General features: G+C 59.7%; 21 protein-coding genes. 6 read left to right on the forward strand and 15 right to left on the reverse strand.

All coding sequences use genetic code 11. The features are described from left to right. Positions 1–119: 119 nt before the first annotated feature. Positions 120–1,154: a CpsD/CapB family tyrosine-protein kinase gene (locus tag ATE48_RS05750; RefSeq protein ID WP_156767619.1), complete on the forward strand. Its 1,035-nt coding sequence runs from the start codon at positions 120–122 to the stop codon at positions 1,152–1,154. Here ATE48_RS05750 and ATE48_RS05755 read toward each other — a convergent pair. The 6 genes from ATE48_RS05755 to ATE48_RS05780 all read right to left on the reverse strand — a co-directional run bounded on the left by ATE48_RS05755 (position 1,105) and on the right by ATE48_RS05780 (position 7,275). Continuing rightward, positions 1,105–2,484, reverse strand: coding sequence for an acetate and sugar kinases/Hsc70/actin family protein (locus tag ATE48_RS05755; RefSeq protein WP_066768789.1), 1,380 nt, complete (start codon positions 2,482–2,484; stop codon positions 1,105–1,107). The two genes, ATE48_RS05750 and ATE48_RS05755, sit on opposite strands and share 50 nt — an antisense overlap. Then, on the reverse strand, positions 2,481–2,927 hold the full coding sequence (locus ATE48_RS05760; RefSeq protein ID WP_066768790.1) for a hypothetical protein: 447 nt from the start codon (positions 2,925–2,927) through the stop codon (positions 2,481–2,483). Before ATE48_RS05760 ends, ATE48_RS05755 begins: the two co-directional genes overlap by 4 nt. 37 nt (positions 2,928–2,964) lie before the next feature. Next, complete coding sequence (locus ATE48_RS05765; RefSeq protein ID WP_228126809.1) at positions 2,965–4,191, reverse strand: outer membrane beta-barrel protein; 1,227 nt, start codon at positions 4,189–4,191, stop codon at positions 2,965–2,967. Between the two features lie 297 nt (positions 4,192–4,488). Continuing rightward, the gene (locus ATE48_RS05770) at positions 4,489–5,826 is read right to left on the reverse strand and encodes a glutamate-1-semialdehyde 2,1-aminomutase (protein ID WP_066768796.1); all 1,338 of its coding nucleotides are present in this window, start codon (positions 5,824–5,826) and stop codon (positions 4,489–4,491) included. An 11-nt stretch (positions 5,827–5,837) separates the two neighbouring features. Beyond that, positions 5,838–6,485 (reverse strand): PIG-L deacetylase family protein, encoded by a 648-nt coding sequence (locus tag ATE48_RS05775; RefSeq protein ID WP_066768798.1) that lies wholly within the window; start codon positions 6,483–6,485, stop codon positions 5,838–5,840. 1 nt (position 6,486) lies between these two features. Beyond that, on the reverse strand, positions 6,487–7,275 hold the full coding sequence (locus ATE48_RS05780; RefSeq protein ID WP_066768800.1) for a glucose-1-phosphate cytidylyltransferase: 789 nt from the start codon (positions 7,273–7,275) through the stop codon (positions 6,487–6,489). A 308-nt stretch (positions 7,276–7,583) separates the two neighbouring features. Here ATE48_RS05780 and ATE48_RS05785 point away from each other — a divergent pair, with 308 nt between their 5' ends. Beyond that, the gene (locus tag ATE48_RS05785) at positions 7,584–8,915 is read left to right on the forward strand and encodes a DUF4910 domain-containing protein (RefSeq protein ID WP_066768804.1); all 1,332 of its coding nucleotides are present in this window, start codon (positions 7,584–7,586) and stop codon (positions 8,913–8,915) included. Between the two features lie 206 nt (positions 8,916–9,121). Then, positions 9,122–9,403, forward strand: a complete 282-nt coding sequence (locus ATE48_RS05790; RefSeq protein ID WP_066768807.1) for a hypothetical protein — start codon at positions 9,122–9,124, stop codon at positions 9,401–9,403. Here the strand turns inward: ATE48_RS05790 and ATE48_RS05795 are convergent. The 5 genes from ATE48_RS05795 to ATE48_RS05815 form a co-directional block, all read right to left on the reverse strand. Continuing rightward, positions 9,356–10,696, reverse strand: a complete 1,341-nt coding sequence (locus ATE48_RS05795; protein ID WP_228126810.1) for a transglutaminase-like domain-containing protein — start codon at positions 10,694–10,696, stop codon at positions 9,356–9,358. The genes ATE48_RS05790 and ATE48_RS05795 overlap by 48 nt on opposite strands. 386 nt (positions 10,697–11,082) lie before the next feature. Continuing rightward, the gene (gene rfbC / locus ATE48_RS05800) at positions 11,083–11,658 is read right to left on the reverse strand and encodes a dTDP-4-dehydrorhamnose 3,5-epimerase (RefSeq protein WP_066768813.1); all 576 of its coding nucleotides are present in this window, start codon (positions 11,656–11,658) and stop codon (positions 11,083–11,085) included. Beyond that, positions 11,655–12,707 carry an NAD-dependent epimerase/dehydratase family protein gene (locus ATE48_RS05805; RefSeq protein ID WP_066768815.1) on the reverse strand — a complete coding sequence of 351 codons (1,053 nt, stop codon included), beginning with the start codon at positions 12,705–12,707 and terminating at the stop codon, positions 11,655–11,657. The genes rfbC and ATE48_RS05805 overlap by 4 nt, the downstream gene beginning before the upstream one ends. Before the next feature lie 141 nt (positions 12,708–12,848). Further along, a complete protein-coding gene (locus ATE48_RS05810; protein ID WP_066768817.1) occupies positions 12,849–13,634 on the reverse strand; it encodes a sugar transferase in 786 nt (261 codons plus the stop codon). A gap of 199 nt (positions 13,635–13,833) precedes the next feature. Next, on the reverse strand, positions 13,834–16,026 hold the full coding sequence (locus tag ATE48_RS05815; protein WP_066768819.1) for a GumC family protein: 2,193 nt from the start codon (positions 16,024–16,026) through the stop codon (positions 13,834–13,836). Positions 16,027–16,511: 485 nt separating this feature from the next. On the opposite strand from ATE48_RS05815, the gene ATE48_RS05820 reads away from it, so the two are divergent. Together ATE48_RS05820 and ATE48_RS05825 are read left to right on the forward strand one after the other, a co-directional pair. Continuing rightward, complete coding sequence (locus ATE48_RS05820; RefSeq protein ID WP_156767620.1) at positions 16,512–16,718, forward strand: hypothetical protein; 207 nt, start codon at positions 16,512–16,514, stop codon at positions 16,716–16,718. A gap of 89 nt (positions 16,719–16,807) precedes the next feature. Continuing rightward, positions 16,808–17,821, forward strand: a complete 1,014-nt coding sequence (locus tag ATE48_RS05825; RefSeq protein ID WP_066768824.1) for a glycosyltransferase family 2 protein — start codon at positions 16,808–16,810, stop codon at positions 17,819–17,821. On the opposite strand, the gene ATE48_RS05830 is transcribed toward ATE48_RS05825, so the two are convergent. Together ATE48_RS05830 and ATE48_RS05835 are read right to left on the reverse strand one after the other, a co-directional pair. Continuing rightward, positions 17,818–19,026 carry a polysaccharide pyruvyl transferase family protein gene (locus ATE48_RS05830; RefSeq protein WP_066768827.1) on the reverse strand — a complete coding sequence of 403 codons (1,209 nt, stop codon included), beginning with the start codon at positions 19,024–19,026 and terminating at the stop codon, positions 17,818–17,820. The genes ATE48_RS05825 and ATE48_RS05830 overlap by 4 nt on opposite strands. A gap of 11 nt (positions 19,027–19,037) precedes the next feature. Beyond that, on the reverse strand, positions 19,038–20,180 hold the full coding sequence (locus ATE48_RS05835; protein ID WP_066768829.1) for a glycosyltransferase: 1,143 nt from the start codon (positions 20,178–20,180) through the stop codon (positions 19,038–19,040). 150 nt (positions 20,181–20,330) lie between these two features. Between ATE48_RS05835 and ATE48_RS05840 the strand changes: the two genes are divergently transcribed. After that, on the forward strand, positions 20,331–21,656 hold the full coding sequence (locus tag ATE48_RS05840) for an O-antigen ligase family protein (RefSeq protein WP_066768831.1): 1,326 nt from the start codon (positions 20,331–20,333) through the stop codon (positions 21,654–21,656). Here the strand turns inward: ATE48_RS05840 and asnB are convergent. Both asnB and ATE48_RS05850 read right to left on the reverse strand, forming a co-directional pair. Next, on the reverse strand, positions 21,653–23,572 hold the full coding sequence (gene asnB, locus ATE48_RS05845; RefSeq protein WP_066768834.1) for an asparagine synthase (glutamine-hydrolyzing): 1,920 nt from the start codon (positions 23,570–23,572) through the stop codon (positions 21,653–21,655). The two genes, ATE48_RS05840 and asnB, sit on opposite strands and share 4 nt — an antisense overlap. Before the next feature lie 12 nt (positions 23,573–23,584). After that, positions 23,585–24,739 (reverse strand): glycosyltransferase family 4 protein, encoded by a 1,155-nt coding sequence (locus ATE48_RS05850; protein ID WP_066768836.1) that lies wholly within the window; start codon positions 24,737–24,739, stop codon positions 23,585–23,587. Positions 24,740–24,754: the final 15 nt, after the last annotated feature.

Raw genomic sequence — 24,754 nt, forward strand, 5'->3', positions numbered from 1 at the left:
TTCGCCGCCGCCACTAACAATTGCTCTCGAATTCGCCCGAGTTTTGACTATAGCCTGTGGATGGCTGGTGGAACGAGCTTCGCGGCACTGACGTTAGCGAAGGCTCGGAGGAGTAATTGGTGACATCGCCTTTGACTGGTGAGCGGCCCCGCTATGAAGAGCCGGGCACGCGCGGCGCTGCGACGCTGCGGCGGCCGCCGTCAAAGTCGCTCGCGCTCGCGCGGCTTGGCCGCGGCGTCAATCGTCAGTGGATGCTCACGCTGGTTATCGCAGTGACGGTCACCGCCGCCGGAGTAGGCTACGACTTGAGCGGGGGACTGCAGCCGCTTCGATCTCTGATTTTTTGGGCGCCGATCGGCGTAGCTGCTGGGCTCGTCATCGGCTTCGTGCGCGAGCTTGGGCGCAACACGATCACTTCGCTTTCCAGCTTTGGCAAGAACCGCGGCTATGCCATCCTCGGCGCCGCGCCCGAGCTAACGCCGCGCGTTTTGCGCCAATTGCCGCCGGACAAGCGCACCCCTATCGGCTGCCTCGCCTTCATGCCGTCATCGCCGTTCGCAACGGCGTTTCGCAATCTTCAGAGCGCGATCGCCACGGACGGCGTCGTCGCCTTCGCCGGCGCCGTCGCCAATGAAGGAGCAACAACAGCGGCGATGTGCACGGCAATTTCAGCTTCGCAGCAAGGGCGCACGGTCATCGTTATCGATTGCGACCTGCGCCGGCGCTCTTTGACCCGCGCGCTCGGTTTTGATCCAGACGAAGGGTTGGTCGACGCCTGCGAAGAACCTAGTCAATGGGAGAATTTCGTCGGCGAAGAAGACGAAACCGGCGTCCACTTCATCCCAGCTTCACGCTCACGCGGTCCCTGGCGCAACCCTGCGGCGGCGCCGGGCTTTAATGAGCTGATCTTGAGACTTCGACAGAGCTACGATCTCATTGTCTTGGATTGCCCGCCAATTCTCGTAGGGGCAGACGGCGCCGCTACTGCAGCGGTGGCCGACAAATGCGTTCTGGTCACCGCCTGGGACCGCACACCGATTTCGGCGGTGCGTCACGCCATGGGCGCCCTTCAACGCCGTCCGCGCGCGCAGACGGCGGTTTACGTCAATCGCGTTCCACCGGAATACCGCTTCGGTCGTTTGCGGGGGGAATAGCCCCACCGCGCGCGGCAAGCATGCTCTCCGGCGCCAACGCACCTCCGATCGCGATCGCCAATTGCGGAAACACCGGCGCGAGATTGCCTTTGAACTCACGTGCGTGCGCCCAATCGGGTGTTGCTGGACGCGGAATGACGCGAGGGCGCGTGGATTCCATTTTGCGACGGATCAGATCTTGGATGAAGGGCGTCGAGGCGCCGCCACCGACGGCGATGGCCTGAACTTCAGAACGGCCCCGCGCACGCGCGTCATCGCGCACGATCGCGAGTGCGTGATCATAAGCTTCGCGCAAGCTCTTTAGAAAATCGCGAAAGTCTTCGTCCTTTTCGACGTCCTTGCGTGACAGCGTGATACTGCGGCCCTGATTGCGCAACGTCGCCCGGCCGTCGACCATCACCGCTTCTTTGATGTCGCCCATCTGACTCATCAAGACCGCCCAAAGCTCCGCTTTCGACTCCGGTCGCTTTGCCCAATTCGCGTTGTCGAGAACGCGGTTCGCGATAACCCGATCAACGAAATCGCCGGCCTGCTTGAGCGTGACCCGCGCTTCCGGCAACTCGATCGTTCGCGGCCCAAGTCGCGCCAGCGCAGCGACATCGGTCGTACCGGCGCCCATGTCGACCACGATGATATGCGAGCCCGAGCCTTCGAGACCGACCGAAGTATAAGCCGCCGCCGCGGTAGCCTCGTAGATCAGCCCCATATCCAGTGATTGCGCCTGCTCCGTTGCCTTGGGCAACGCATCGATGATCGTTCGCAGCGAAATCCCATCCGCAGAAACCAATCGCTTGCCGACGATGGCGCGAAAGGCCTCCGCCTCACCAAATAGGCGCACGATAACATTATGCATCCCGGCGCTATCGCCGCCGCGCCAAGCCGGCGCAGCGTAGCGGCGACTGAACACGCCGCCCTGCGCCAGCACTGCATCCGCCTGGATGGCGCGCTCAATCGAAGCCAGGAGATAAGCCAGGTAGAGCACAATCAGATCGCGCATCTGGAATATCCGATGCGGGTCGATCGTCGCTGGCGCGTTGGTATTCAAAGCGCGTTCAAGGTCGCTGACACTCAGCAGCGTCTTGAACGACCGCAGCGCAGTTCGCTTATTGTTGGCCTGCGCATCGGCTTCGTCGAGCGCCGCACGCCCAAACAGAACGCGATCTTGATCAACGAAGACGGCGCTATCGAGCAGGAATGCGTTCTGCCCCTCGGCGCTCAACATAAGCGGCCGCACCGTGGCTGGGTCGAAACGCGACCACGCGCCTTTAGGCGCCACTGCCGCCTTTGAGAACGCGGTGCCGAAATCGATACAGAGCGTCCAATCGCTCATCGCCGCTTCTTCCGCTGCACGGGCGCGACACGCGGTTTGGCAAGGATTTCGTCGCCCCGCGCCACGCCCCTGGCCTGGATACGCACGCTCTTCGGCGTTTTCGCGACAGCGGCGTTCAAATCGTGGTCGGCAGCGCTGAAATCGACGCGATCGTCGATCTCGCCAATACGCGCCAGGCCCCGCCGGCGCGCAGCCTGTGAGAGCGCCTGCCCAAGACGCGCCATCGCATCCTTGCGGGCGCGCTTCTTTTGCGCGCCTTCCGCTTCGTCAAAGTCCGCCAGCGCCTGAGCGAGGGCGGCGTCGGCCTCTGCCCATGCCGCTTCGGCCAGCGCATCAGGCAGCGCATCGGGCAGCGAAACGCCTTGCGCCGCACGTTTCCGCGCGGCGCTTTTTTTGGCGGCCCCTGCTTTGGGACGCTTCGTTTTCTTGTCCCCCGCGGGCATGCCTGTGCTCATTCGCCCAAGACGCCTGCGACGCTGCTTAGAGACGCAGCGTCAGACCAAGCGTCGCCTGATTGACCTCGTAGTCGCGGTAAGCGGGGGAATCAACTTCGTCGTGCTGGTAGCGCAAGCGCAGGGCGGCGTGAGGATTGAGCATGTAGTCAGCGCCCACCTCCCACTCGTTGTACTCGTCCTCGCGAGCGATCGTTTCGTAGTCGCGGTTGCCGAAGCGCGCCGAACCCGTGAGGATCACATTGCGAAGCAGCTCATGATCGACGCGAACGCCGTATTCTTCGGTGATGTAGGGCTCGCCCGAGAAGGCGCCGATTTGATCGTCCGCGTCACGACGCGCATCGACCGTCACCGTGGTGAGTTGAGTAATGTACCATTCAACGTTGGCTTCGACCGCGACGCCATCAAAGCTGCCCGTCGCGCCAGCATAGTCACGCTCGAACTGACCAACCGAAACTTCGCCGCGCATCAGGTCGGAATTCAGCGAAACGCCGACCATGTAGGCGGCGCCATCCGAATTGAATTGCGGTGAATTGTTGTAGTCACGCTCGTCAACGGTCGCGGCAAGCAACAGTCCGATACGCGGGCTCAACTCGACATCGAGACGGCCACGCAGCGCACTCTCTTCGTTGTCGCGGAACGATTGCGCGCCGTCATATTCATATTCGCTACTGTTGGCATCGAGGCTCGCGGTAAAGCGCGCGAAGCGATGCGTGACGCCGACACCGCTATCGACGCGGTCATACTCCACCGGCGCGCCGATGAAAGGCGAGTCCGGATCGGTGCGCGGCGTCACCTGGTGCGATGAACGCAGCGTGCCGCGGAGCGCGGTATTTTCGCCGATATCAAAACGGCCTGTGGCCCGGACGTAGTGATCGTCCGCGTCTTCGTTCGAGAAATCCTCATGACTGCGGAAAACCGCGCCAGCGTCGATCGCAAATGCGTGCCGCGACCAATCGGAACTGAGCGAGGCATTCGGAGCGACGCTATAGATGATATCGTCGACCTCACTCGGCGCGCCATCTGGCGCTGCGAACAAGTTGTCGGTGCTGGTCACCGCAAGATCGAGCGCCGCATTCAGGTTGAATGAGCCAAGGCGACGGCCAGGAGCATCGTACTCTGGACGATCACGATCACGGACTGAGACACTTTCTTGGCGCGCCGTGCTCTCTTGTTGCGTTTGCGCCGCCGCATGGACGGGCGCAAGCACGATAAGTGACGCTGCAAAAAGCGAAGCAAATGGATTAATACGCAAGACTTCCCCCAAGCCGCCAGGCTCATCCGGAGATCCAGATGATGTGAGTGGACGGGGCAGAATTTGGCCAGACCGGCCCAGATCGCAACAAATTGCGCTCGCAGCGGGAATTCCGGCCGAGACTTTATTAACGCGCTGGTTACGGGCGGTCATTCGCGGGCTCCACTCACACCGCGCGGATGCGATGCGTCGGCGGAGAATGCCCGAGCGCAGTTAACCGAAAGCGACCGAAATACGTTCTATCGCGCTGGTAAAGTTCACAATTTTTCATAAGTCAGGCGAGTTAACACCGTGAGGTCACGCGCCTTCCGGCTTCTTATTGAAAGCGCGGTAGACCATCTCTGAAGGAGGACCGATCAAGAACTTTTCCGCGCCGTCGCTGAGCGCGCGCGCGTAAACTTCCATTGCGCCATCAAACGCGTCGATGGTCTGATCGATGTCAGCGTCCTTGTGAGCATAGGAAACGACGATCGAGGGCGCGATGACGCCGCGCTTGATCAATTCCTGCAACAAGACGCACCGATAAGCTTGGCTCGGCTTCTTGTCGCCATCGGTGGCGCCGAACACGGCGTTGGACGGCATACCCATGACAGTAACGTGCTCATGAACCCCGCGCGCACGCGCCGCTTGTTCGATACCTGTCATCAATCTTTTGCCAGCGCGGACCATGTGCTCGATCACGGGCTCGTTCTTGTAGACGTCCATAGTCGCCATCATGGCGGCGAGGCCGTGGGTTTCGCCACCGTGCGTGGTGGACATGAGGAACACGCGAGGCTTTTCCCACTGTTCCAAATCGCCGAGCCGCATAAACTCACGCTTGCCCGCGAGCGCCGACACAGAAAAGCCGTTGGCGATGGCCTTGCCCCAGGTCGAGAGGTCAGGGTCAATGTCATACATGTGCTGGGCGCCGTAATTGTGCAGGCGGAAGCCGGAGATCATCTCGTCCAGAATAAAGAGCGCGCCGTCCTCGTGGGCGAGTCGCTTGAGTTCGTGGAGGAAGTTGTCTTTCGGATCGTTGCCGCGCGTCGGCTCGAGAATGAAACCCGCGATCTGCTTAGGATGCTTGGCCAGCAGCGCTTTCACGCTTTCAATGTCGTTGTATTTAAACTTTACGGTTAGATCAGTGACGGCCCGGGGGACCCCGCCATTGATCGGCGTCGTCCCGATGAACCAATCATCCACCGCGAAGAACGGATGATCGCCGCAGATCGCAATGATATCGCGACCCGTATAGGCGCGCGCGATCTTCACGGCGCCAGAGGTGGCGTCAGAACCGTCCTTCGAGAATTTCACCATCTCGGCATTCGGGATCATCGAGAGAAACTTCTCGGCGGCCGCGACTTCGATCGCCGCCGGGCGCGTGAAGTTCACACCGTTTTCGAGCTCAGCGCGCACCGCTGCGAGCACCGGCTCATAGGCGTGCCCGAGAGTAACCGCGCGGTTGCCCATGCCGTATTCGATGTATTCATTGCCATCGGCGTCCCACGCGCGGCAGCCTTTGCCACGAACGATGTGGCCCGGTGCGAGCAAGGGGTACTGGTCGTCACCCTTTGCGTACGTATGAGCGCCGCCCGGGATAAGGCGCTGCCCCTTCGCGCGCAGCACGTTGGATTTTTCGAAGCCGGCGTGAGCCATCGGATGTGGTCCTATTTCAATAGAAGTTTGCGCGCGAAGAATGCCTCCGCGTAGCGCTCGCGACACTCAACGCCGCGCAAACGAGCGAGGCCGCGAAAAGTCTCTTCGTCGAACCAGGCTTTGGAGCGCTGGGTGCCGAAGTGCTTGTGTAAAAGCTCGATCTTACGCGCGAGCGCCGCTTCCGTCAGCGGCACGTAGATATTGGGCTGCCCCAGATCGCCATCCCACTTAGGAATCTCATATTCGAGGATGAGGTGGTCGCGGAACGTATTCCATGCGAGTTCGCAAACCATCCGGTGATCTTGGTGCGCATCGTTGCGCTGATGGCAGAGCACTACATCTGGCTTTTCCAGACGCTTCAATCCCTCGACCCAATCTTTCACGGCCGTGCGTTCGGCGGGAAAGTAGCCATCGCGGAATTCACCGAGATGAATCTCGGCATGTTTCGCACCGGCCAGAAATTCCATTGCGCTGGCGCGCGCTTCATCGGCACGCTCACCCGGCGCAGATAGCGCACACCAGTCGACATGCACTTGTGCGCCGGAAGCGATCCAGGACAAGATTGTGCCGCCCGCGCCAATTTCGATGTCGTCCGAATGTGCGCCGAGCGCCAATACGCGCAGCGTCTTGCCCGGCCGAGCGAGGTCGAACGACAGCATCCTAGGCTTTCGGCTTCTTGCCGTTGCCGTTGACCTTCCAGGGCATCTCGCCCTTCTCCATCATGTCTTCCAACACCTGACGATCACGCAGCGTATCCATCGAGCGCCAAAAGCCAGTGTGTTTGTAAGCCATCAGCTTGTTCTCTTTGATCAAGCGCTCGAATGGCTCGACCTCGAGTTCTTCGCCATCATTCATATAGTCAAAGATCGCCGGCTTCAGCAGGAAGAAGCCGCCATTGATCCAAATCTCGGATCGATCCGAGGTGATGAAGCGATTGACCTTCCCGTCATCGTTGATGTCGGCAAGGTGATACGTGACAGGCGGGTGCACAGCCAAAAAGCAGGCGAGCTTGTCACTCTTCTTGAATTTCTCGATCATGTCATCGAGGTTCACGTCTGAGAGGCCATCGCTGTAGTTTGCGAGGAACATCTCTTCGTTCTTGACGTGGTCGCGCACGGCCCAAAGGCGGCTGCCGATGTTGCGCCACACGCCGGTGTCGATCATCGCCACACGCCAATCTTCTTGGCGCGGCCCAAGAAGCTCAACCTTCGAGCCTTCGACGATGACATCGCCATACGTCTGGGTTTTATAGTTAAGGAAAAACTCCTTAACCGTGTTGGCCTTGTAGCCGAGGCACAGCACGAAGTCCTTGTGCCCGTACTGGCTGTAATAGTTCATCACATGCCAGAGGATCGGCTGATGACCGATCGGGATCATTGGTTTTGGCACACTTTCGGAATACTCGCGGATGCGCGTACCGAGACCGCCACAGAATAGAACGACTTTCATGACCCCTGCTCACCGGGCTTCGCGCGTTTCTTGCGCCAGCTATTAAGGCTGCAACCTCCGTGCCGCCACGGTGCTGTTACGCGCACCAATTTCAACCTCCGTCAACGGCCTCATAAATGCCCCGTAAAGCATGCGGCGAGAGGCGTTTTGCTTGACAAAATGACGGCTCTGACGGCACGTGGAAAATCCCGAAAAAATTTGGATGTCACCATCGACGCTGGGCAATCGTGGCCGCAAACGAGTGCGGCCCGGAATGTGCTTTACGCGACGATGAACGGCGATCCGTCGCGTTTTAGGAAACCTGTCCAATGCCCGTTATTCGTGAGTCACTCGTCCAAAAGCTCTACAAGCCGGGCATCGGCCAAGAGCTGTGGGACTTCGCCAACGGCATTTACCCGATCTGCCGCTCGATTTCGGGCAATGGCGTCCGCGAGACCCTCGGACACATCAAGCAAAAGATCGACCTGCAGATCCACGAAGTGCCCTCAGGCACCCAGGCGTTCGATTGGACGATCGCGCCCGAGTGGAACATCCGCGACGCCTGGATCAAGGACCCTCAGGGCAACAAGATCATCGACTTCAAGAAGCACAATCTGCACGTGCTGAACTATTCAGCGCCGATCAATGGCAAGTTCCAGCTGGCGGACCTGAAGAAGCACATCTTCACAATGCCGGATCAGCCCGACCTGATCCCGTACCGGACCAGCTATTACAACATCAACTGGGGCTTTTGCATGAGCCACGACCAGCTGATGAGCCTGCCGGACGGCGAGTACGAGGCGTTCATCGATTCCGACCACAACCCGAACGGTTCACTGACCTACGGCGAATACTTCCTCCAGGGCGAGAGCGACGAGATCTTCTTGTTCTCAGCGCACTGCTGTCACCCCTCGCTCGCCAACGACAACTGCTCGGGCATGAGCGTCAACACGCACCTTGCCCAAGCTCTGACCCAACTCCAAGGCAAGACGCGTTACTCGTACCAGTTCATCTTCGCACCCGGCACGATCGGCTCGATTACCTGGCTCAGCCGCAATGAAGACAAGATCAAGCGCATCAAGAACGGCCTGATCCTGTCGTGTGTCGGCGATCCGGGTGGCCCGACCTACAAGCGCAGCCAAGCCGGCGACGCCATTGTCGACCGCGCCGTCGAAAAGATTCTGCGCGACGAGGAAGCCGCTCCGAACATCGTCGACTTCTGGCCCTACGGCTACGACGAGCGCCAATACAATTCGCCGGCCTTCCGCCTGAACGTTGGCCTGCTCCTGCGTTCGCGTTTCGGCCTCTTCCCCGAGTATCACACCTCGGCGGACAACATGGAATTCCTGAAGCCGGACGCGCTCGAGAAATCCTACAAGCATACGCTCCAGATCATCGACATCCTCGAGAACGAGTACAAAACGATGAACCTCGCGCCGCACGGCGAGCCGAACCTTGGCAAGCGCGGCCTTTACGGCGCCATCGGCGGCGACAAGAAGGCCTACGACGCCAACTTGCCGGTGTTCTGGATGTTGAACCAATCGGACGGTCAGCACTCGCTGCTGGACATCGCACAACGCGCGAAGCTCCCCTATGAGCGCATCCATGATGCCGCGAAAGTGCTGAGCGAGAACAACCTTCTGGAAGTTCTCAACGACTAACGCCACGACTACGCTGAAACTATGAAGGCCGCGGCGCTCTCGCACCGCGGCCTTTGTCGTATTTGAAATCACGAGCGCGTGAAGTATCGGCGTTCAAATTTCACAACATCGCGAGACGGCATGGTTCACACGCGTTGTTGAACAGGCGCGTATTGTCGAACGGCACGAACGTACGCTCTGCTTCTCATCGTTAGGAGGGAGACATCATGTCCCACAAATTGAAACTTGCTGTAGTTCTTGCTGTTGCTGCGTTGACGATGCCAAGCATCGCCTCAGCGCAAGATCCTTCGACGCGTACAGACCTCACAATCATTGGTGCGGTCAGCACAGAGAGCATCGAGCAGATCGCGGACACGCATGCCACGGCAGCACCAGAAGCGCCTGTAGTTTACGAGGACGCGGCGCCGTCCAACGCCCAAACGAGCGACAACGTTGAGCAATCAGTCGTCGCGGCGGCGGACCTCAGCGATGCTGTCGAGCCGCAATAAGCTCGCCAACTGACCAGCGGCGGCGATCGAACTTGGATCGCCGTCGCCAATCGTTAGCGCAATATGAGCGCTATCGAATTCACGGAGCGACAGATCGAAACTCCGCCAAGCGCCATCAACGTAGGCCAACGTCCAGCTGTGCGGTATGAAGGCGTTGCTTACGCCATGATAGCTCTCACGAGAGTACGACACCCCGCTCGCAACCCGCGTGGGAATGCCAGCGGCCCGGCCGAGAGCAGCCAAAAGCACCGCCGCCTCGGTGCAATCGCCAGCGCGACGGTCAAGCGTATCCAACGCAGAATAATGACCGTTGAAATCCGCTGCTTCCAGATACGGAATCGCGCGTTCCAACAACAGCTCCATCTTACGAGCATCGCTCACATCGTATTCGCGTATTGCAGCCGCCATGGCGCGCAGTCTCGGGTGATCGCTTTGCAACCAAGCTGTGGAGCGGGAAGCATCGGCTAAAGTCGCACCATCGGCGCCAAGGCCGGGCCCGCAACCTTCGCAAATATCGAGTGTGGCGGAACCGTTCTCCACACGGACACGTTGCTCACCAGTCTGCGGAAGCGGAAAGCCGACGCCTTCACGAAATTCATAGCGAAATCGCAGGTGACCGCGCCGCGCCTCTGCGGAAATCCGATACGGCGAGCGTTGGGCCATATTGGGGATTACTTGATAGGGCGGATGGGCGCGCTGAGCGGTTGCACGATCGCTTAGCCGCGTACGGAACGTCTCGCCGAACATCGGCTGCGCGACTTCAACAACGCGGCCATGCTCCAACACAAGGCGAGCGACGCCGCGCAACTGACCACCGTCATAGCGCCAACGCAGCGCACTGAATCGCCCCGCCTCATTTGGCGCGCCTTGCGCCTCGATAACGATGCGCTCGACCGCCATGGTATCGCTGTCGAAGTTCAAAAACTCCAGGCGGGTTAAAGCCTCTGGCGTCCAATTCTGCACCAGCCCATCGCCATCATCGAAGCGGACATTGTCTGGCAAGATGATCGTTTCGCGCGTTTGACCACTCGGCGTTTCGCGTTCGACCTCAACGCGCGCGCCGCTAATGCGCGCCCGCGTTCGCGTGCGAAAGCGTCCCATGGTGGACGTGGACTCTATAGAAAGCGCCTGCCCCTCATTGTTCTCACGCACCACCGTGCGCGTACGCGCACGATGCGGGAGGCCCCCGCTTTCGCGCAGATAAATACTCTGGCTCTCGATGAGATCACGCCCATCTGATCTAGGGATCACCTCAAGCGACACATGGCCAAGCATCGGGCCGCTGTCCGCCATGATTGTATACCAGGACGAATTGTCGGCCGGTTGCGCAAACGCGCTCGCGCCAATGAGAACACAGCCAACCGCTAGCAAGCCAAGTATCCGCCGCATGCGACGAGGCTAAGGCAGGTTTGCGCTAATCCGCCCTCACGACTCCGCGAGCCTCGCGCCGATCACTGCAACGTGAGCCGACGCGTAACACCTACCGCGTCCAGGAACGTGTCGTCGTGGCTAACGAGGAGCAAGCAGGCATGCGGGGACGCTTCTCTTTGAGACAAAACGAACGGTTTGCTCAGAGACGATCCATCGACGCGCATTTTCCTACTGGTTGGTGACGCGCCCAAAATAATGAAGCCGCGCCTGTTTCAAGGCGCGGCTTCAATTTTCAGATCACAACCAGTTTAGAAGCGAACCGGCATCGAGCTTGGCTTTACGCCGCTCTTTTCCGGCTGCACGAAATCCGGCCAAGCCTTGTCCTTGTCTGACATTTCGCTCACTGGCAGCGGCCACTTCAAGCCGAACGCCGGGTCATCGTGACGATAGCCGCCGTTTGAATCCGGCACATACATGGCCGAGCAAAGATAGCTCACCTGCGTATCATCCACGAGCGTTTGGTAACCGTGCGCAAAGCCACGCGGCACATAAAGCTGACGACCGTTCTCAAAGGACAGATCGAACCCCTCCCACTTCAGATACGTGCTCGAATGCGGGCGCATGTCGACGATAATGTCGTGCACGGCGCCTTGCAGCGCGCGGACAACTTTCACTTCGTAATGCGGATCGACTTGGAAGTGCATGCCGCGCACGGTGCCCTTCGTCTTCGAGTAGCCGGTGTTGTGCTGCGGGTAGCTGACCTCAAGATTGTTTTCGGCGAATTCCTTCATGCAGAAGGAACGCCCGAACCAGCCGCGATTGTCGCCGAACGGCGTCATCTCGATGAGAACGACGTCCTGCAGGGTGGTCTTGTGGAATTTCATTCCGCGGCCACCGCTTCGCCCGACGGACGCAGTTCGTTGTTAAGCAGATCGTCGGCGAGAAGCTTCTTAATGTGGGCGATACGGTTGTAGCGCGTGCCTTCGAATTCCTCGACGGTGATGCCGCTCTTCTTGTAGGCGGCGTAGAGCTGCTCGGCGCCCTTCACCGCATCCCATTGCGGCTGGAAGCCCGGCAGCGTCTTCTTGATCTTCTCGAAGCTGACGCGATACGAGCGCGGGTCCGGGCCGGCTTCGCTGGTGAGTTCGATCGTGGTGTTCGGCACGATGTCACGCACGATCTCGGCGATCTGCCGGACGGTGTAGTTGTGCGCCGTTTGGCCGACGTTGAAGGCTTCGCCGCGGACCAGATCTGCCGGCGCTTCAAGCGCAGCGATGAACGCGCGCGAGATGTCCTCAATGTGAACGATCGGCCGGATCGGCGTGCCGTCCGACTTCAAGAGGATGACACCCTTGGTCATGCCCCAGGCGACAAGGTTGTTGAGCACGATGTCAAAGCGCTGGCGTGGTGACACGCCGTAGGCGGTCGCCGGACGGATGAACACCGGGCAGAACTTCTCGTCCGCCATCGGCTTCACGTCGCGCTCGACCAGCACTTTCGATTCACCGTAGGCCGAGACCGGTGCGAGCTTGCCGGTTTCGTCGATCATCTCGTCGCCTTCGGTCTTGCCGTAGTTCGAGCACGAGGAGGCGAAGATGAATTTCGGCACGCCAGCCTTTTTGGCCAACTCAGCGATGCGAACAGACGCCTTGTGGTTCACATCATAGGTCAGGTTCGGATTGAGGTTAGAGAGTGGGTCGTTCGAGAGCGCCGCAAGGTGAATGATCGCATCGAAGCCTTCGACGTCTTCCAACCGCACATCGCGCGTGTCGCGGATAATAGTCGGGATGTCGACGATCTGGCCGCCATCTTCGAACGTGCAGCGCGAATAAAGATCGGCATCCAGACCGACGACTTCGTGCCCCGCCTTCTGCAGCATTGGCGTCATCACCGTGCCGATATAGCCGCGCGAACCCGTCAACAGGACTTTCATGGAACCACTCGCCTCTTTCATGCCCGCTCACGGGCGCCACTATTCTACGCTGCGGGCGCGTCCTGCCCCAAGGCTGGACGCGTCCTGCACTGACGTTTTCACATGCAAAAAGCGCCGCTCGCGTGCGGCGCTAATTCCGGCTCAAAGTGCTCCGGGGTCTCGCTTCCAGAACAGCACAGCCACGGTCGCCGCGATGATTTCAACCTCGCGCCACCAGGTCCAATTACGCACGTACTCGACATCGTATTTCGTGCGCGCACGAATTTTGTCGTGCGTTTCCGTCGGGCCACGGCAACCATTCACCTGCGCAAGACCGGTCACACCAGGACGCGCGGTAAACCGCTCGGGGTAGGTTCCGTCGACAGATTCAAAATAGATGTCGTGCTCGAGCGCGTGCGGACGCGGCCCAATGATTGACATATCGCCCTTCAGGACGTTGACGAGCTGGGGCAGCTCATCCCAGCTCGAACGGCGCAGGAAGGCGCCAAGGCGCGTTATACGTGCATCGTGGTGGATGGCCTGCACGACGCCGCGATTTTTCATCACCGACATCGTACGAAACTTCCAGATCCGGAAGGTTTTCCCGCCGAGCCCACCACGCTCCTGGCGGAAAATGGCGTCACCAGGACTATCGAGTTTTACCGCGATCGCGGTCGCTATCAAAAGCGGTGCAAGAACCACCAAAGCGCCGGCCGAGGCGCAAACGTCAAACGCGCGCTTAGACCAACCACCAACCGGCGTCGGGGCGATTTGTACGACTTCAGCCTTACGGACGACTTCCACGCGTTGCTGCGGCTCAGCGATGGCCGGAGGCGCGGGAGGTGTGATGGCGGTGAGGCGCGGCGTTGCCGCGCGCGAAGACGTGGGCGCCCGAGCTGGTGCTGCGGCGCTAGCGTTTTCTTCGCTAGCCTTAGAGCGTTCCTGCATGACTTCCCCACATTGCCCGCCCACTTCTGCGACGAGCTTTAGCACTTGACTTAAAGACACCCTGCGTTCGCCTCTTGCAAGCGCACACTGATATCTCAGTACGAAAACTCAATCTCGCTCGCCCGGCGCGCGAAGCAAGCGCCAAAGCGAAACACCTCGCCCAACAATTGTGGAGAACCGCGCTCGACGAAAACCCCGCTCAGCCTTTGCTGAAATCGTACGTTGGATACGAGTAGTAGCCAGGCGCGCGGCGATCGAGACCGTTGAGCGCGACGCCCCGAACGTTTGCACCTGCATCATGCAATTGTTGGAGCGCAGCGCGAACCGCGCGCATCGGCGTCTTCTGCCAGCGCGAAACCAGCACTACAGCATCAGCCTTCGCCGCGGCGACGCGCGTCTCCGCGACAGCCAGCACCGGGGCGCAATCAAGCACGATCAAGTCGAACGAACCACGAAGTTCCGCGATCAGGCGGCTCATGTCTTCTGCACCGAAGATCTCCTTCGGCGTGAAACCCGAGCCGCTGACGGGCAGGACACACATGCCGCTGGCTTCATCCAGATAGATCGCCTGGCGCCAGGTCACCTCGCCCGAGAGCACTTGGAGAAGACCGACATCCGGCTCAATGTCCAAAACTTCCTTCACCGAACGGCGACGCAGATCACAATCGATGAGAAGAACACGTTGGCCCGAGAGCGCCGAAACCCGCGACAAGCACAGCGAAACCGTGGTCTTGCCTTCGTTCGGGAGCGCCGAAGTGATTGCGACAACTTGCGTTTTCGGCTGACCAGCAGCGAACAAAATGGTGGTGCGCAGCACCCGGAAAGCTTCAGTGAACGCCGACATCTGGCGTTGGATCATGAAGGCGGCGGGATGTGTCGTCGTCGTTGAAGACTGGCGCAGCTCGCTGCGACGGACCTGGGGAATGCTGGCCAGCGCCGGCGCTCCGGTTTTGCGCTCGACGTCATCCGAGCTGACGAAACCGTCGTCGAGCGCCTCAGCCAGGAACGCCGCCGCGAGACCCAGGCCAAGTCCAAGCGCGAAGGACAACACGAACGAAATCGACAGACGCGGAGAACTCTTCTCACTCGGAATTGCCGCTGCTGAAATCAGTTCCGCTGGCGCGGTGTTGATGGTGCCTTGATCCGCAATCTCATGAGCACGTTGGAGGAACGACTCATAGACGGTGCGGGCAGCGGCTGCTTCACGCTCGAGTTCGCGCAAGCGAACCATTTCCGGACCACCGCCAGTCATTTGGGCGCGCAAGCTATCGAGGCCTGCCTGCGCCTGAATCACGCGGGCGGAGGCGATATCGACGTCATTGCGCATGCCAGCCTGGATACGGCGCGTTTCTGCCGCGATCTGCTCGCGAATATCGGTAAGTTCTGCGCGGACGTTTGCGATCGCAGGGTGCGCTTCACCGTAGCGATTTTGATAATCAGCAAGCTGGCGCGCAACCGTGGCTTCCTGCGAACGGAGCTGCGAGATCACGACCGAGTTCAAAACCGTGACGAGCGTGTCAGCCGAACCACCCTGATTAAGGAGATCCTGCAGCTGAGAATAACGAGCTTGGCGCTCAGACAAGTCGGCGCGCGCCTGCATAAGCGAAGCTTGCGCGTCCGTGATCTGTTGCTCGATCAGGAAAGCACCCTGCGTCGAAACCAAACCAGTGGTCGCACGATACTGCTCGACTTGGCTTTCCTTGGCTTGAACGTCTGAGCGCAGTTCTTCAAGGCGCGTCGACAGCCACGTGTTGGCGCGCGCAGCGCTCTCGATGCGGGCTTCGATCTGATAACGCTGGAAGAGCTCGACCAAATGATTGGCGAGCTGAGCGGCGCGTTCCGGGCTTTGGGATACAGCAGTGACTTCAGCTGCGTAAGTAAGGCCACGGCGGCGAACACTAATCGCGCCACTGACGGCCTTAACCACGGCCTGGCGAGCTTCTGTGCGATAGGCCAAGGCGGCAGGGCTTTGGTCGGTGGCTGCCGGCGCGTCGCTGTCCTCAAGCGCCGCGTTCCATTCCGGGTCACTCATGAGCTCGAGCGCATCGACCAAGCGCCCCGTCAGCATATCTGAGCGGAGCACTTCAAGCTGAGAGTCCACGACCGGCGCGCTCGGTGGGGCGTCGGGGCGGCCATTCGGCTGCTGGGGGCCCAGCACCTGCTCGCCGCCGCCGCTCATCATCACCAACGCCGTCGCGCTATATTGCGGCGGCTGGATCATGAATACCGCAAAAGCCAGCACGAAAGAGACCGCAGCCACGGCGGCGATCAACATCCACCGGCGGACCAGGAAATCGAACAACCATTTCAAGCTGAACGTACCAAGCTCGCCTCCGTCCTCGGGTGGGAGGTTCATCTCACCCGTCGGCTTGCGAATTGCGATTACGTTCATTGCGACGATCCCCGTCCGCTCGCTTCTCGGCGGACCTCGTGCGCTGAAAGCAATTACCCAGCCAGCGCTGGAAATAGTTAGCACGTCTTAACTTGGGACACAGCGGCGCTCTGCGATGCCAGCGAAGAACTCCCCTATGAATTGCGCAACCTGTCGCTTTTTCGTCGCGTGCAACAAGGCGCAGTCGCGCCGAACGATGAGGAGAACCTTGTGCTACACGCCTCACGGAAGTCTGATGTGAGCAGCATTCGCGTCTTTGGAGAAAACCTGCTATCCTCCGGCGCTCTCAAGAACTCGCGCGCCACGAGAAAAAGCCCAGCTAACGAAATCATAGGAACCCATACGGTAAGCCGGCGTTACCCCCAGGATCGACTGGAGTTTGTCTGAAAGTTAACTGCCCAGCCTAGGGCCGAATGGTCCATCTGTCGGGCAGCAACCAGTTGAACGACCTCTCGCCAAGGGTTGCGACGCCGAACGAACGATGGATGCGGACATTGATGTTCATGGTCCCACAGCCCCAAGGCGCCGTCTCGAAGGTAGATTTGCTCGCGCCGGCCGCCAAGCCGCCAGCTCGGGCGCTTCAAAAGCGCTGGCCCGTTGCGGCGTCGATCTGGGCCGCCCTGGCGGTCGGCGTCGCCATGTGGGCCGGGATCGGCTGGGTTGTCCTCAGCTTTATAGCTCTCTTCAACTGAAGACCTTACGGGCCCTTTGACGGCCTAAGTATTGCTCTGGCAGCACGATCCCGAGCCGCCAACGCGGCCAAACACGGCTGCCTGAGATAATGCCAACTGCGCTCCCCTCCACGCCCCGGCCTCTCGTTGCCGTCATTACGCCTTGCTACAACGGCGAAAAGCACGTCGAAGGCGCGATCAAGGCGGTTCAGGCGCAGACCTATCGCCCGCTCGTCCATTGCATCGTGGATAATGCGAGCACCGACGCGACCCCGGAGATCATCGCGCGCTACGCCAATGCCGAGGTGCCGATCATCACGATCCGAAACCCCGCGACGATCACCTTTCAACAGAACTCAAACATGGTAGCGAGCCTCATTCCTGCCGAGGCCACGCACTTTCGCATGCTCCACGCGGACGACAGCATGCCGCCAACTGCAATCGCCGACATGATGGACGTCGCCTTGACTGACGACACCATCGTCATGGTTGCCGGCATCGAGAAAATGAATGGCGTCCTTAGAGCGCATCAGTTCCCGGAAGAATGCACGGTCTACGAAGCTAGCAACATGCTGGCGCGCTTCCTCTCGGACGAGGCGCACATCCCAACCGCGCATGTCCTCTTCCGCCGCGACGCCATGCGCCCCGACGAAGATTTTTATCCGAACGACATCGTCGAATGCTACATCGCCGCCGTTTGCCGGGTGCTTTCACGCGGCAAACGCGCGGCCTTCGTCCATAAGTATTTGGCCGACACCAGTCGCTATGCTGAATCCGGCTCGCTCGTGTTCACGCTGGCGCCAAAGGTAAAGGCAGTGATCTGGGAAAAACTGCTCTTCATCGAGCGCTACGGCCCTGCGCATCTGTCAAACACTGAATACGGCCGCGTGCTGCGTCGTTTCCTTCGCGTCTTCTACCGGCGCATCCTTTACTGGGCAGCCTCCGGCTCAATGAAGATCGCGGTGCGTGACTACAAGCGCTTAAAAGCGCGCGGACACGCGCCCAATCCCTGGGACTTCATCGAATCCGTGGCCGTTTGGCCGTACTATCTATTCGCAAAACGGATCAGCAAACCCTACGCCCCGCGTCGCTGGCAACCTGACGCGTTGACCTCAATTGACTAGGCGCCGAGGTCTAGCGCTCGCAACGCTTGGCGCAGCTTCGCCTTCATCTCACTCACTTTGTCACGCACTTGCACTGCGTAGCCTTCACGACCTGCGATCATCCTATTGATCTGCTGCTTAAGTCGCTCGAAGTCGACATGGTCAACATCCTGCACGAACTCATTGAGCCCAACATCTTCCATGAGGGCGTCATTCTTCGGGCCATAGCTCAAAGAGATGAGCGGCCGCCCCATCTTTAGCGCCGCGATTTGCACGTGATAACGCGAAGCAATGACCATGTCGGTCTCACCGATCGCGGTCATCGCATCATGAATTGAGTTCATCTTCTCATCGCGCTCAGTGAGCAACTTGAAGCCAAGCCGCGCCTCCACATCGCGCGCCGCGGTGAAATCCGTCGGCGCCTGACCGATAATCATGCGCACCTGATGACCTTCGCCGATCAGCCAGTCGATCAGCTTGGCATGCAGCTCGACATAGGCTTGATAAGTAGCGGCTTTGGCGTGCCAGCCTTGGTAGGTCATCATGCCGACGCCCACCACAAGCTGCGAACCAACGGGCTTCACCGCGTCCGGTGTCGCGAGCAGGAACGCGAGGTCTGGCACAACGGCGTCGCGCTCACCATCGACACCGAGCCTTTGCATGAAGCTGTAGGAATCCTGGTCCCGATAAAGGCGTTGGCGGGCAAATGAACCCGCCTTCTTCATCATCGCGCGGCTGATCGGACTAACGATCGGCCCCGCGCCGACGCTTACGAAAACCCACGGCACCTTGCGCATCCGCGCGGCTAAGCACCAGCGCAGCAAAACGCTTGGCCACCCCATCGGCGTGTCGCGAAAATCGTCAAAAACGCCTGTGCCGCCCGAAAGGATGATGTCGTAGTCGCGCAATGCTTTCAGGCATCGCGCCCAATTTCGCCACGTACTCGGCTGGCGCAGCACGAGAGTATCTAACTTACGCCAAATCCCCTGAGGGCGTGGCGCAGCAATGCCAATCGCGGGCACGCCGAACTTCTTGGTAACCACATCTGGTTTGCTGCAGATCGCAGAAATCTTCGCCTCTGGCATCTCGGCGCGGAGAAAATCATACAGCGCTTCAAATGAAGCATCGTTGCCGAAATTACCGCTGCCATAGCCACCGAAGATCGCGATCCGCGGCGCGCGATCGCGCGTCGTGTTCGGCGCTGACGCAAATTCGGCGGCTTCCATACTCGTCATTCCTAGTGTTGGCGCGCCGGCGCTGCATTCATCGCGTCGCGCAAGACGTCCCAATATCTCGCAGTTATCGCGGCAGCGTTAAAACTCGCCGCTCGTATGGCGGCCTTTGCACCATATTCGGCGCGGCGCTCCCCATCGTTAAGCGCTCGAATGGCCTCTGCCATAGCGCTCTCATCATCAACCGGAACCAGAACGCCATTTTCGGCAAACGTGACGCCAGTCACAGCCTGACGCGGCTTCCCAGCTAGAATCTGCGACGGGCCGGAATCACAATTCGTGGCGATAACCGAACGACCAAGAGCCATCGCCTCAATCAACGCATTCGGATAGCCCTCCGAATCCGAAGGCAGCACAAAGACGTCAGCGGCAGCCATCAAGGGATAAGGATTTTGGATAAAGCCAGGGAGCAAAACGCGATCAGCGATGCCTAGCTCTTGCGCCAGCTGCTCCAACGCGCCGCGCTCCTCGCCCTCTCCAGCAATGACAAGCTTTCGATCGCCGCCGGCCAACGCGAAACCACGCAACAACATGGCGAAATTCTTCACTTTCACCAGCCGACCGGCAGACATGATAAACGGCCCGCCAACATCGATCGGCATCGAACCGCGCGCCTGAATGCGAATTGAATCGACGTCCGTCGGATTAGGGATACTTAGCACCCGGTCGTCGGGCACATCGAAATTCTCGCGCAAATCCTGCGCAACACCGTCAGACACAGCAATCACACGTGACGCGCGCGGGTAAATCGCGCGCACCATGGTGCGCGAGACAGCACCGCGAAGGCCCTTGCTGAAGTGGTGTGAGGTATGCGCCCGCTCACTGATCACACACGGCGACACCGCGCCAAGCACGCTCGACAAATTCGCACGGGTCAAAAAACTTAAGGAGATATCGGGCCGAAGCTCGGCGTAAACCCTTCGAACGGCGAGAATGCTGCGAGCCAAAGAAAAGCGGCAATCGAACTGCCGGACATCAACCCAATCGGGCGGCGCGTTGCCTGCGGCTTCGCTGTCCAGCACCACAAGCGAGATGTCGAACTCTTCCTGTTGGGGCTCGGAATGACGCAGCAACGTGCACATCACCCGCTCGGCGCCGCCGCCAGCAAGGGAGTTAATCAAGAAGACTGCGCGTTTGCGCCTGGTCACGCCGCTTTTCCCTAATTTGCCGGAAGGATTCCGCTACCCGCAAGCAAGAGCCGATCCACGGCTCCCGCACAAGTCTTGCTTCACACACCCCAGGCGCCCCAGAAGGAAATCCAAAACGGCGCACCCCTCGGTAGGCTGAGTTAAGCGGTCATGATTTCCAACGAACTCGGCTCTGCATCGCCAGCGCTACCAGCCTATTTGCTCTATCCCGTAGCGCTGGTGAGCCTATTAATCATCGTGTTCGTCATGGTGCGCATGCGCGACCGGGCCGGAGCGTTTGTGGTCGGCGCATCATGGCTGCGCTACGTAATGTCCGCGTTTCACACGATCACCTATCGGCCGCTCGCGGCTGGGATGTCGGCCAACGCTTTGGCTTCGATGGGATTGGTGATCGTCGGCTTGATGAACATCAACCTACGCCACCTGCAGCTTCGGTTCTTACTCCCATTCTACGTGCTCATCGCCCTGGCAGTCGTCAGCGCCTTTGGAAACGGCGGCTTTAGCTCCGGTCTGATCACGGTCGTCTCCAAGCACGCCTACCTCATCATCATCATTCTCGCCGTGTACGGCGCCATGACCCGCGCCCGCGCCGGTGATTTCATGGCGTCCATGCTTTGGTCCTTTCTGCCGGTCTTCATCTGGCAGCTGATGTCGATCGTCTTCGGCTACGGCAAACTCACAGAGACCGATGTCACGGCGATGAGCTATATCGGCGGTTACAACCACGAAGCGGCGTTCTCAGTCACGCTCGCGACCTGCCTCACCGCCGCCTGCTTCGCCACACGCATCGATAAATCCCTGAAGTTCACGATCATCATCGTCTGCGTTGTCGGCATTGTGCTCGCCAACTACCGGACGACTTTGGTGGCGATCGCGCCGCTTTTGCTCACCTACTTCGCCGCGTCATCGCTGGGCCGTTTCCCGTTACGTGACCGCCCGTTCGTCGCCAGCGCCCTCATCGTCATCGGGGCGATCACACTCGGCGTACTCAGCCTAGTGCTGGCAGAGCGTTTCAATGACGTCAGTGTCGTTGGCGCTGGAGACGTAAACTTCTTCAAGCCGCCCTCGGAGTACACGGTTGATGAGGGGCGCTTGCTGTCCGGACGCCCTTACATCTGGAGCTCTTACATCTACGCCTGGATGCGCGGTGACTTGGCGGAATACGTCATCGGCTTCGGCCCAGAATCCTGGAACGATACCTTCCCGCTCTACGCCCACAACACACTCGTCAACTATCTCTACGAGTATGGGATCGTTGGCGTCGTTGTCATTCTCTGGGTGTGGGGCTCGATGCTCGTTTCAGCGCTACGCGTTCGCCACCCGCAAGCGGGCGTGCTCGTCGGCGCACACTTGAGTTACATAGTCCTGAACATGGCGACGATGCCTATGTGGATGATCGAAGGAAACATCCTGTACGGTTTGATCTGCGGCTACACGCTCTACCTGCTTTCGTTGCAGCAGAAGCGACCAACTTAGACGCCGCGCGCCGCCGCCCAGCTCTGCAACTGCAGAACTGACCAAAGCCGCGCTTCTTCCATCGTGCCGCCGCGCTGATAGCGCGCCCAAAAATCACGCACGCGGCCGACGTCGAGCAGCCCGTGGCTTGCGAGGCTCGCCGGCGAGAGCAGATCTTCCGCCCAGCCACGCAACGGCCCAAGCAGCCAACTCTCTAGCGGCGGTGCGAAGCCGGTCTTTGGGCGATCGAACATTGCTTCAGGCACGTAGCGCTTCAGCGCTTCACGAAGGATGAGCTTACCCTTCGCGTCCTTCATCCGCAGTTCTTCGGGCAACGTCAGTGCAAAACGCACCACTTCCGGATCCAACAACGGAATTCGTGTTTCCAAGCTCACCGCCATCGAAGCGCGATCAACTTTAGTGAGAATGTCGCCCGGCAAGTAATTGCGCATGTCATGCAAGCAAAGCTGATCGACTTCACTTTCTGGCAAGAAGCCGTAGTCGCGGCCATTCAGGGCGCCGACACCAGGGACGAGCTGCCCGTCGCTCGGCCACTTCTCAAGGCTGAGTTCGTGCAGGTTGATAAGTGAAGTCGCACCAAGCCAAGGCGCCACACGTTTTAAGGTCGGACCAACGTCCCCACCCGGGCCATACCGATCCGTGAAACTCTTTAGAAAGCCGAGGCCTGCGTTCAGTGCGGACACCGGCGCCACATTAATCGCCGCACGCGCTGCTGAACGCATCGGCACCTTACGCATGCGATGCCAGAGCTTCGGTGTAGCGAAATGGCGCCGATAGCCCGCAAAGCCTTCGTCACCACCGTCTCCTGAAAGCGCCACTGTGACGTGCTTTCGAGCCATCTCCGAGACCAGATAGGTCGGAATCTGCGAAGAGTCCGCGAGTGGCTCATCATACATGCGGCCAAGCCGCGTCACGACGGAGAGCGCCTGCTCGGCGGTCACCACCTCTTCGATATGATTTGTGCCAAGATGCCTGGCTATCGCACGCGCGTGATCAGCTTCGTTAAAGCGGGGGTCTTCAAAGCCGAGTGTGAGCGTCGTCACCGGCATGGTGGCGCACTTTTGCATCGCGGCCGTGACCAAGGATGAATCAATGCCGCCAGACAAAAACACGCCAACCGGCACATCGGCCGACATGCGCTCCGCCACTGACGCCTGCAGTAAGCGATCCAACTCATCTACGGCGTCGGCCATACTAATCGACCGCCGCTCCGCGATGGCCCCGCGCGCCATCTCGTCAATCGACCAGTATTCTTGAACCTTAACCGCCTCGCCCGGTTTCCAGGTCAAAAGCGATGCAGGCGGAAGCTTGTAGACGGCCTCATAGATACTGAAGGGCGAAGGCACGTAGCCGCACGTAAAGTAGCGGGCGACATTCTCGCGGCTGACTTTGAGATTAAGGGCCTTGAATTGCTCAAGCGCGGCCAACTCTGATGCGAACGCCAGACCTTCGCCACGCGTTGCATAGTAGAGGGGCTTCTCGCCAAAGCGATCCCGCGCCAGGAAAATTCGCTTCTCACGCCGATCCCACAACGCGAAGGCGAACATTCCGTCCACCTTCTTGAGCGCCGCCTCGACGCCTCGCCTTGAGATAAGTTCAAGAAGAACCTCGGTATCCGAGCTGCCGCGCCAAGTGTGAGCGGACTCCGCATCAAGCTCAGAACGCAACTCGTTATGGTTATAGATCTCGCCGTTATAGGTGATCGCATAACGCTCATCGGCGGAGAACATTGGCTGTCGGCCAGCCGGCGATAGATCGACGATCGAGAGCCTCAAATGGCCAAACGTCGTCGCGTCTTCTGACCAGACACCTTGATCGTCCGGACCACGATAGCGGATCGCAGCTAGCCCAGCCTCTACCTGGGCGCGCGGGACCTCAAAGCCCCTGCCTTCAACAACGCCAACAATTCCGCACATCAAGCCGCCCCGTTAAGAGGCCGAGACCAGCGCATCCGATCGCTCGATCTCGGAACGTTGGAAAGGGGCGATGCCGCGATAGATGTCAAGCGTCCGTTCGGCGACCGCATTCCAAGTCAGGTAGCGGCCCGCATCCACAACGAAATTTCCTGGATCGGTCAGCGCGCGCTTGAGAGCATCAGCGATCGAATCCGGCGAGTTCGGATCGAAATAGGCTTGAGCTGGAAGTCCGAAGTCGCGATTTTCGGGGATATCGCTCAACAGAATCGAGCAACCCGCGCCGATGGCTTCAAGCACGGCGTTCGAGCTCCCCTCATGCAGCGAGGCATTAATATAGATCTTCGAGCCGCGATACAGAGGCGCCATTGCGCTACGCGTAAACTTACCCGCCAGCACGGTGCGCTCAGTGATCAACGGCTGCAGCCCCGCTACATAGTCCGCCTCGTCTAAGCCGCCCGCCACAACAAGTTTCGGCGGGTTGGCCGCGCCCTTGGCAAACTGTTCATAGCCACGGATGAGGTTCGCAACATTCTTCTGGGCGGTGACACGGCCAACAGTCAGGATGTAGTCGCCCGTCGGCGTGTCCACGCTCGGCGCCGCGGCAGGCAGCGGATCGGCTGCGTTAGCGATCACATGCACATTTCCCTTGATGCCGCGCCGCGCCAGTCGCTCAGCCAAAGCGGGCGTCACGGCGATGACGGCATCCGCAAAGCGCAGCTGATACTCTGCAAGCAAAAAGCCCAATTTGCCGAGCGCGCCCCACTTGCCGACCAAATAATCGGCCGAACCGTAACGAACCACAGTTTTCGCGCCCATGAGCTTGTACGCCCAAAGAAAAATCGCAGAACCGAGCCCCTGGAAATGAACGATGCGCGGATGCAGCCGCAGCGCCATGAAAATCGCAGCGACGTAGTAAAGAAGCTTATCGGTCTTCATGAAGTTCGAGCGCGGCGCCTTCATCAAGCGGACACCCTTGAATGTGTCGGATTTGATGTTGTCGGCAAGGCCGACCAACGTCACCCGGTAGGTCCCGCTCGCGACAACGAGCGGAAACAACATCTCGGCGTTCTTTTCGGCGCCGCCTTCAACGTCGGGAATTCCGCGTGCGCCGACCACGAAGATCAGCGGGGCTTCAGCGCCGGCTTTGGATTCAGGCGTAGCGGACATATCTCGCAATCGGAT

The organism is Candidatus Viadribacter manganicus (genome assembly GCF_001679665.1).
Taxonomy (GTDB): Bacteria; Pseudomonadota; Alphaproteobacteria; order Caulobacterales; family Aquidulcibacteraceae; genus Vitreimonas; species Vitreimonas manganica.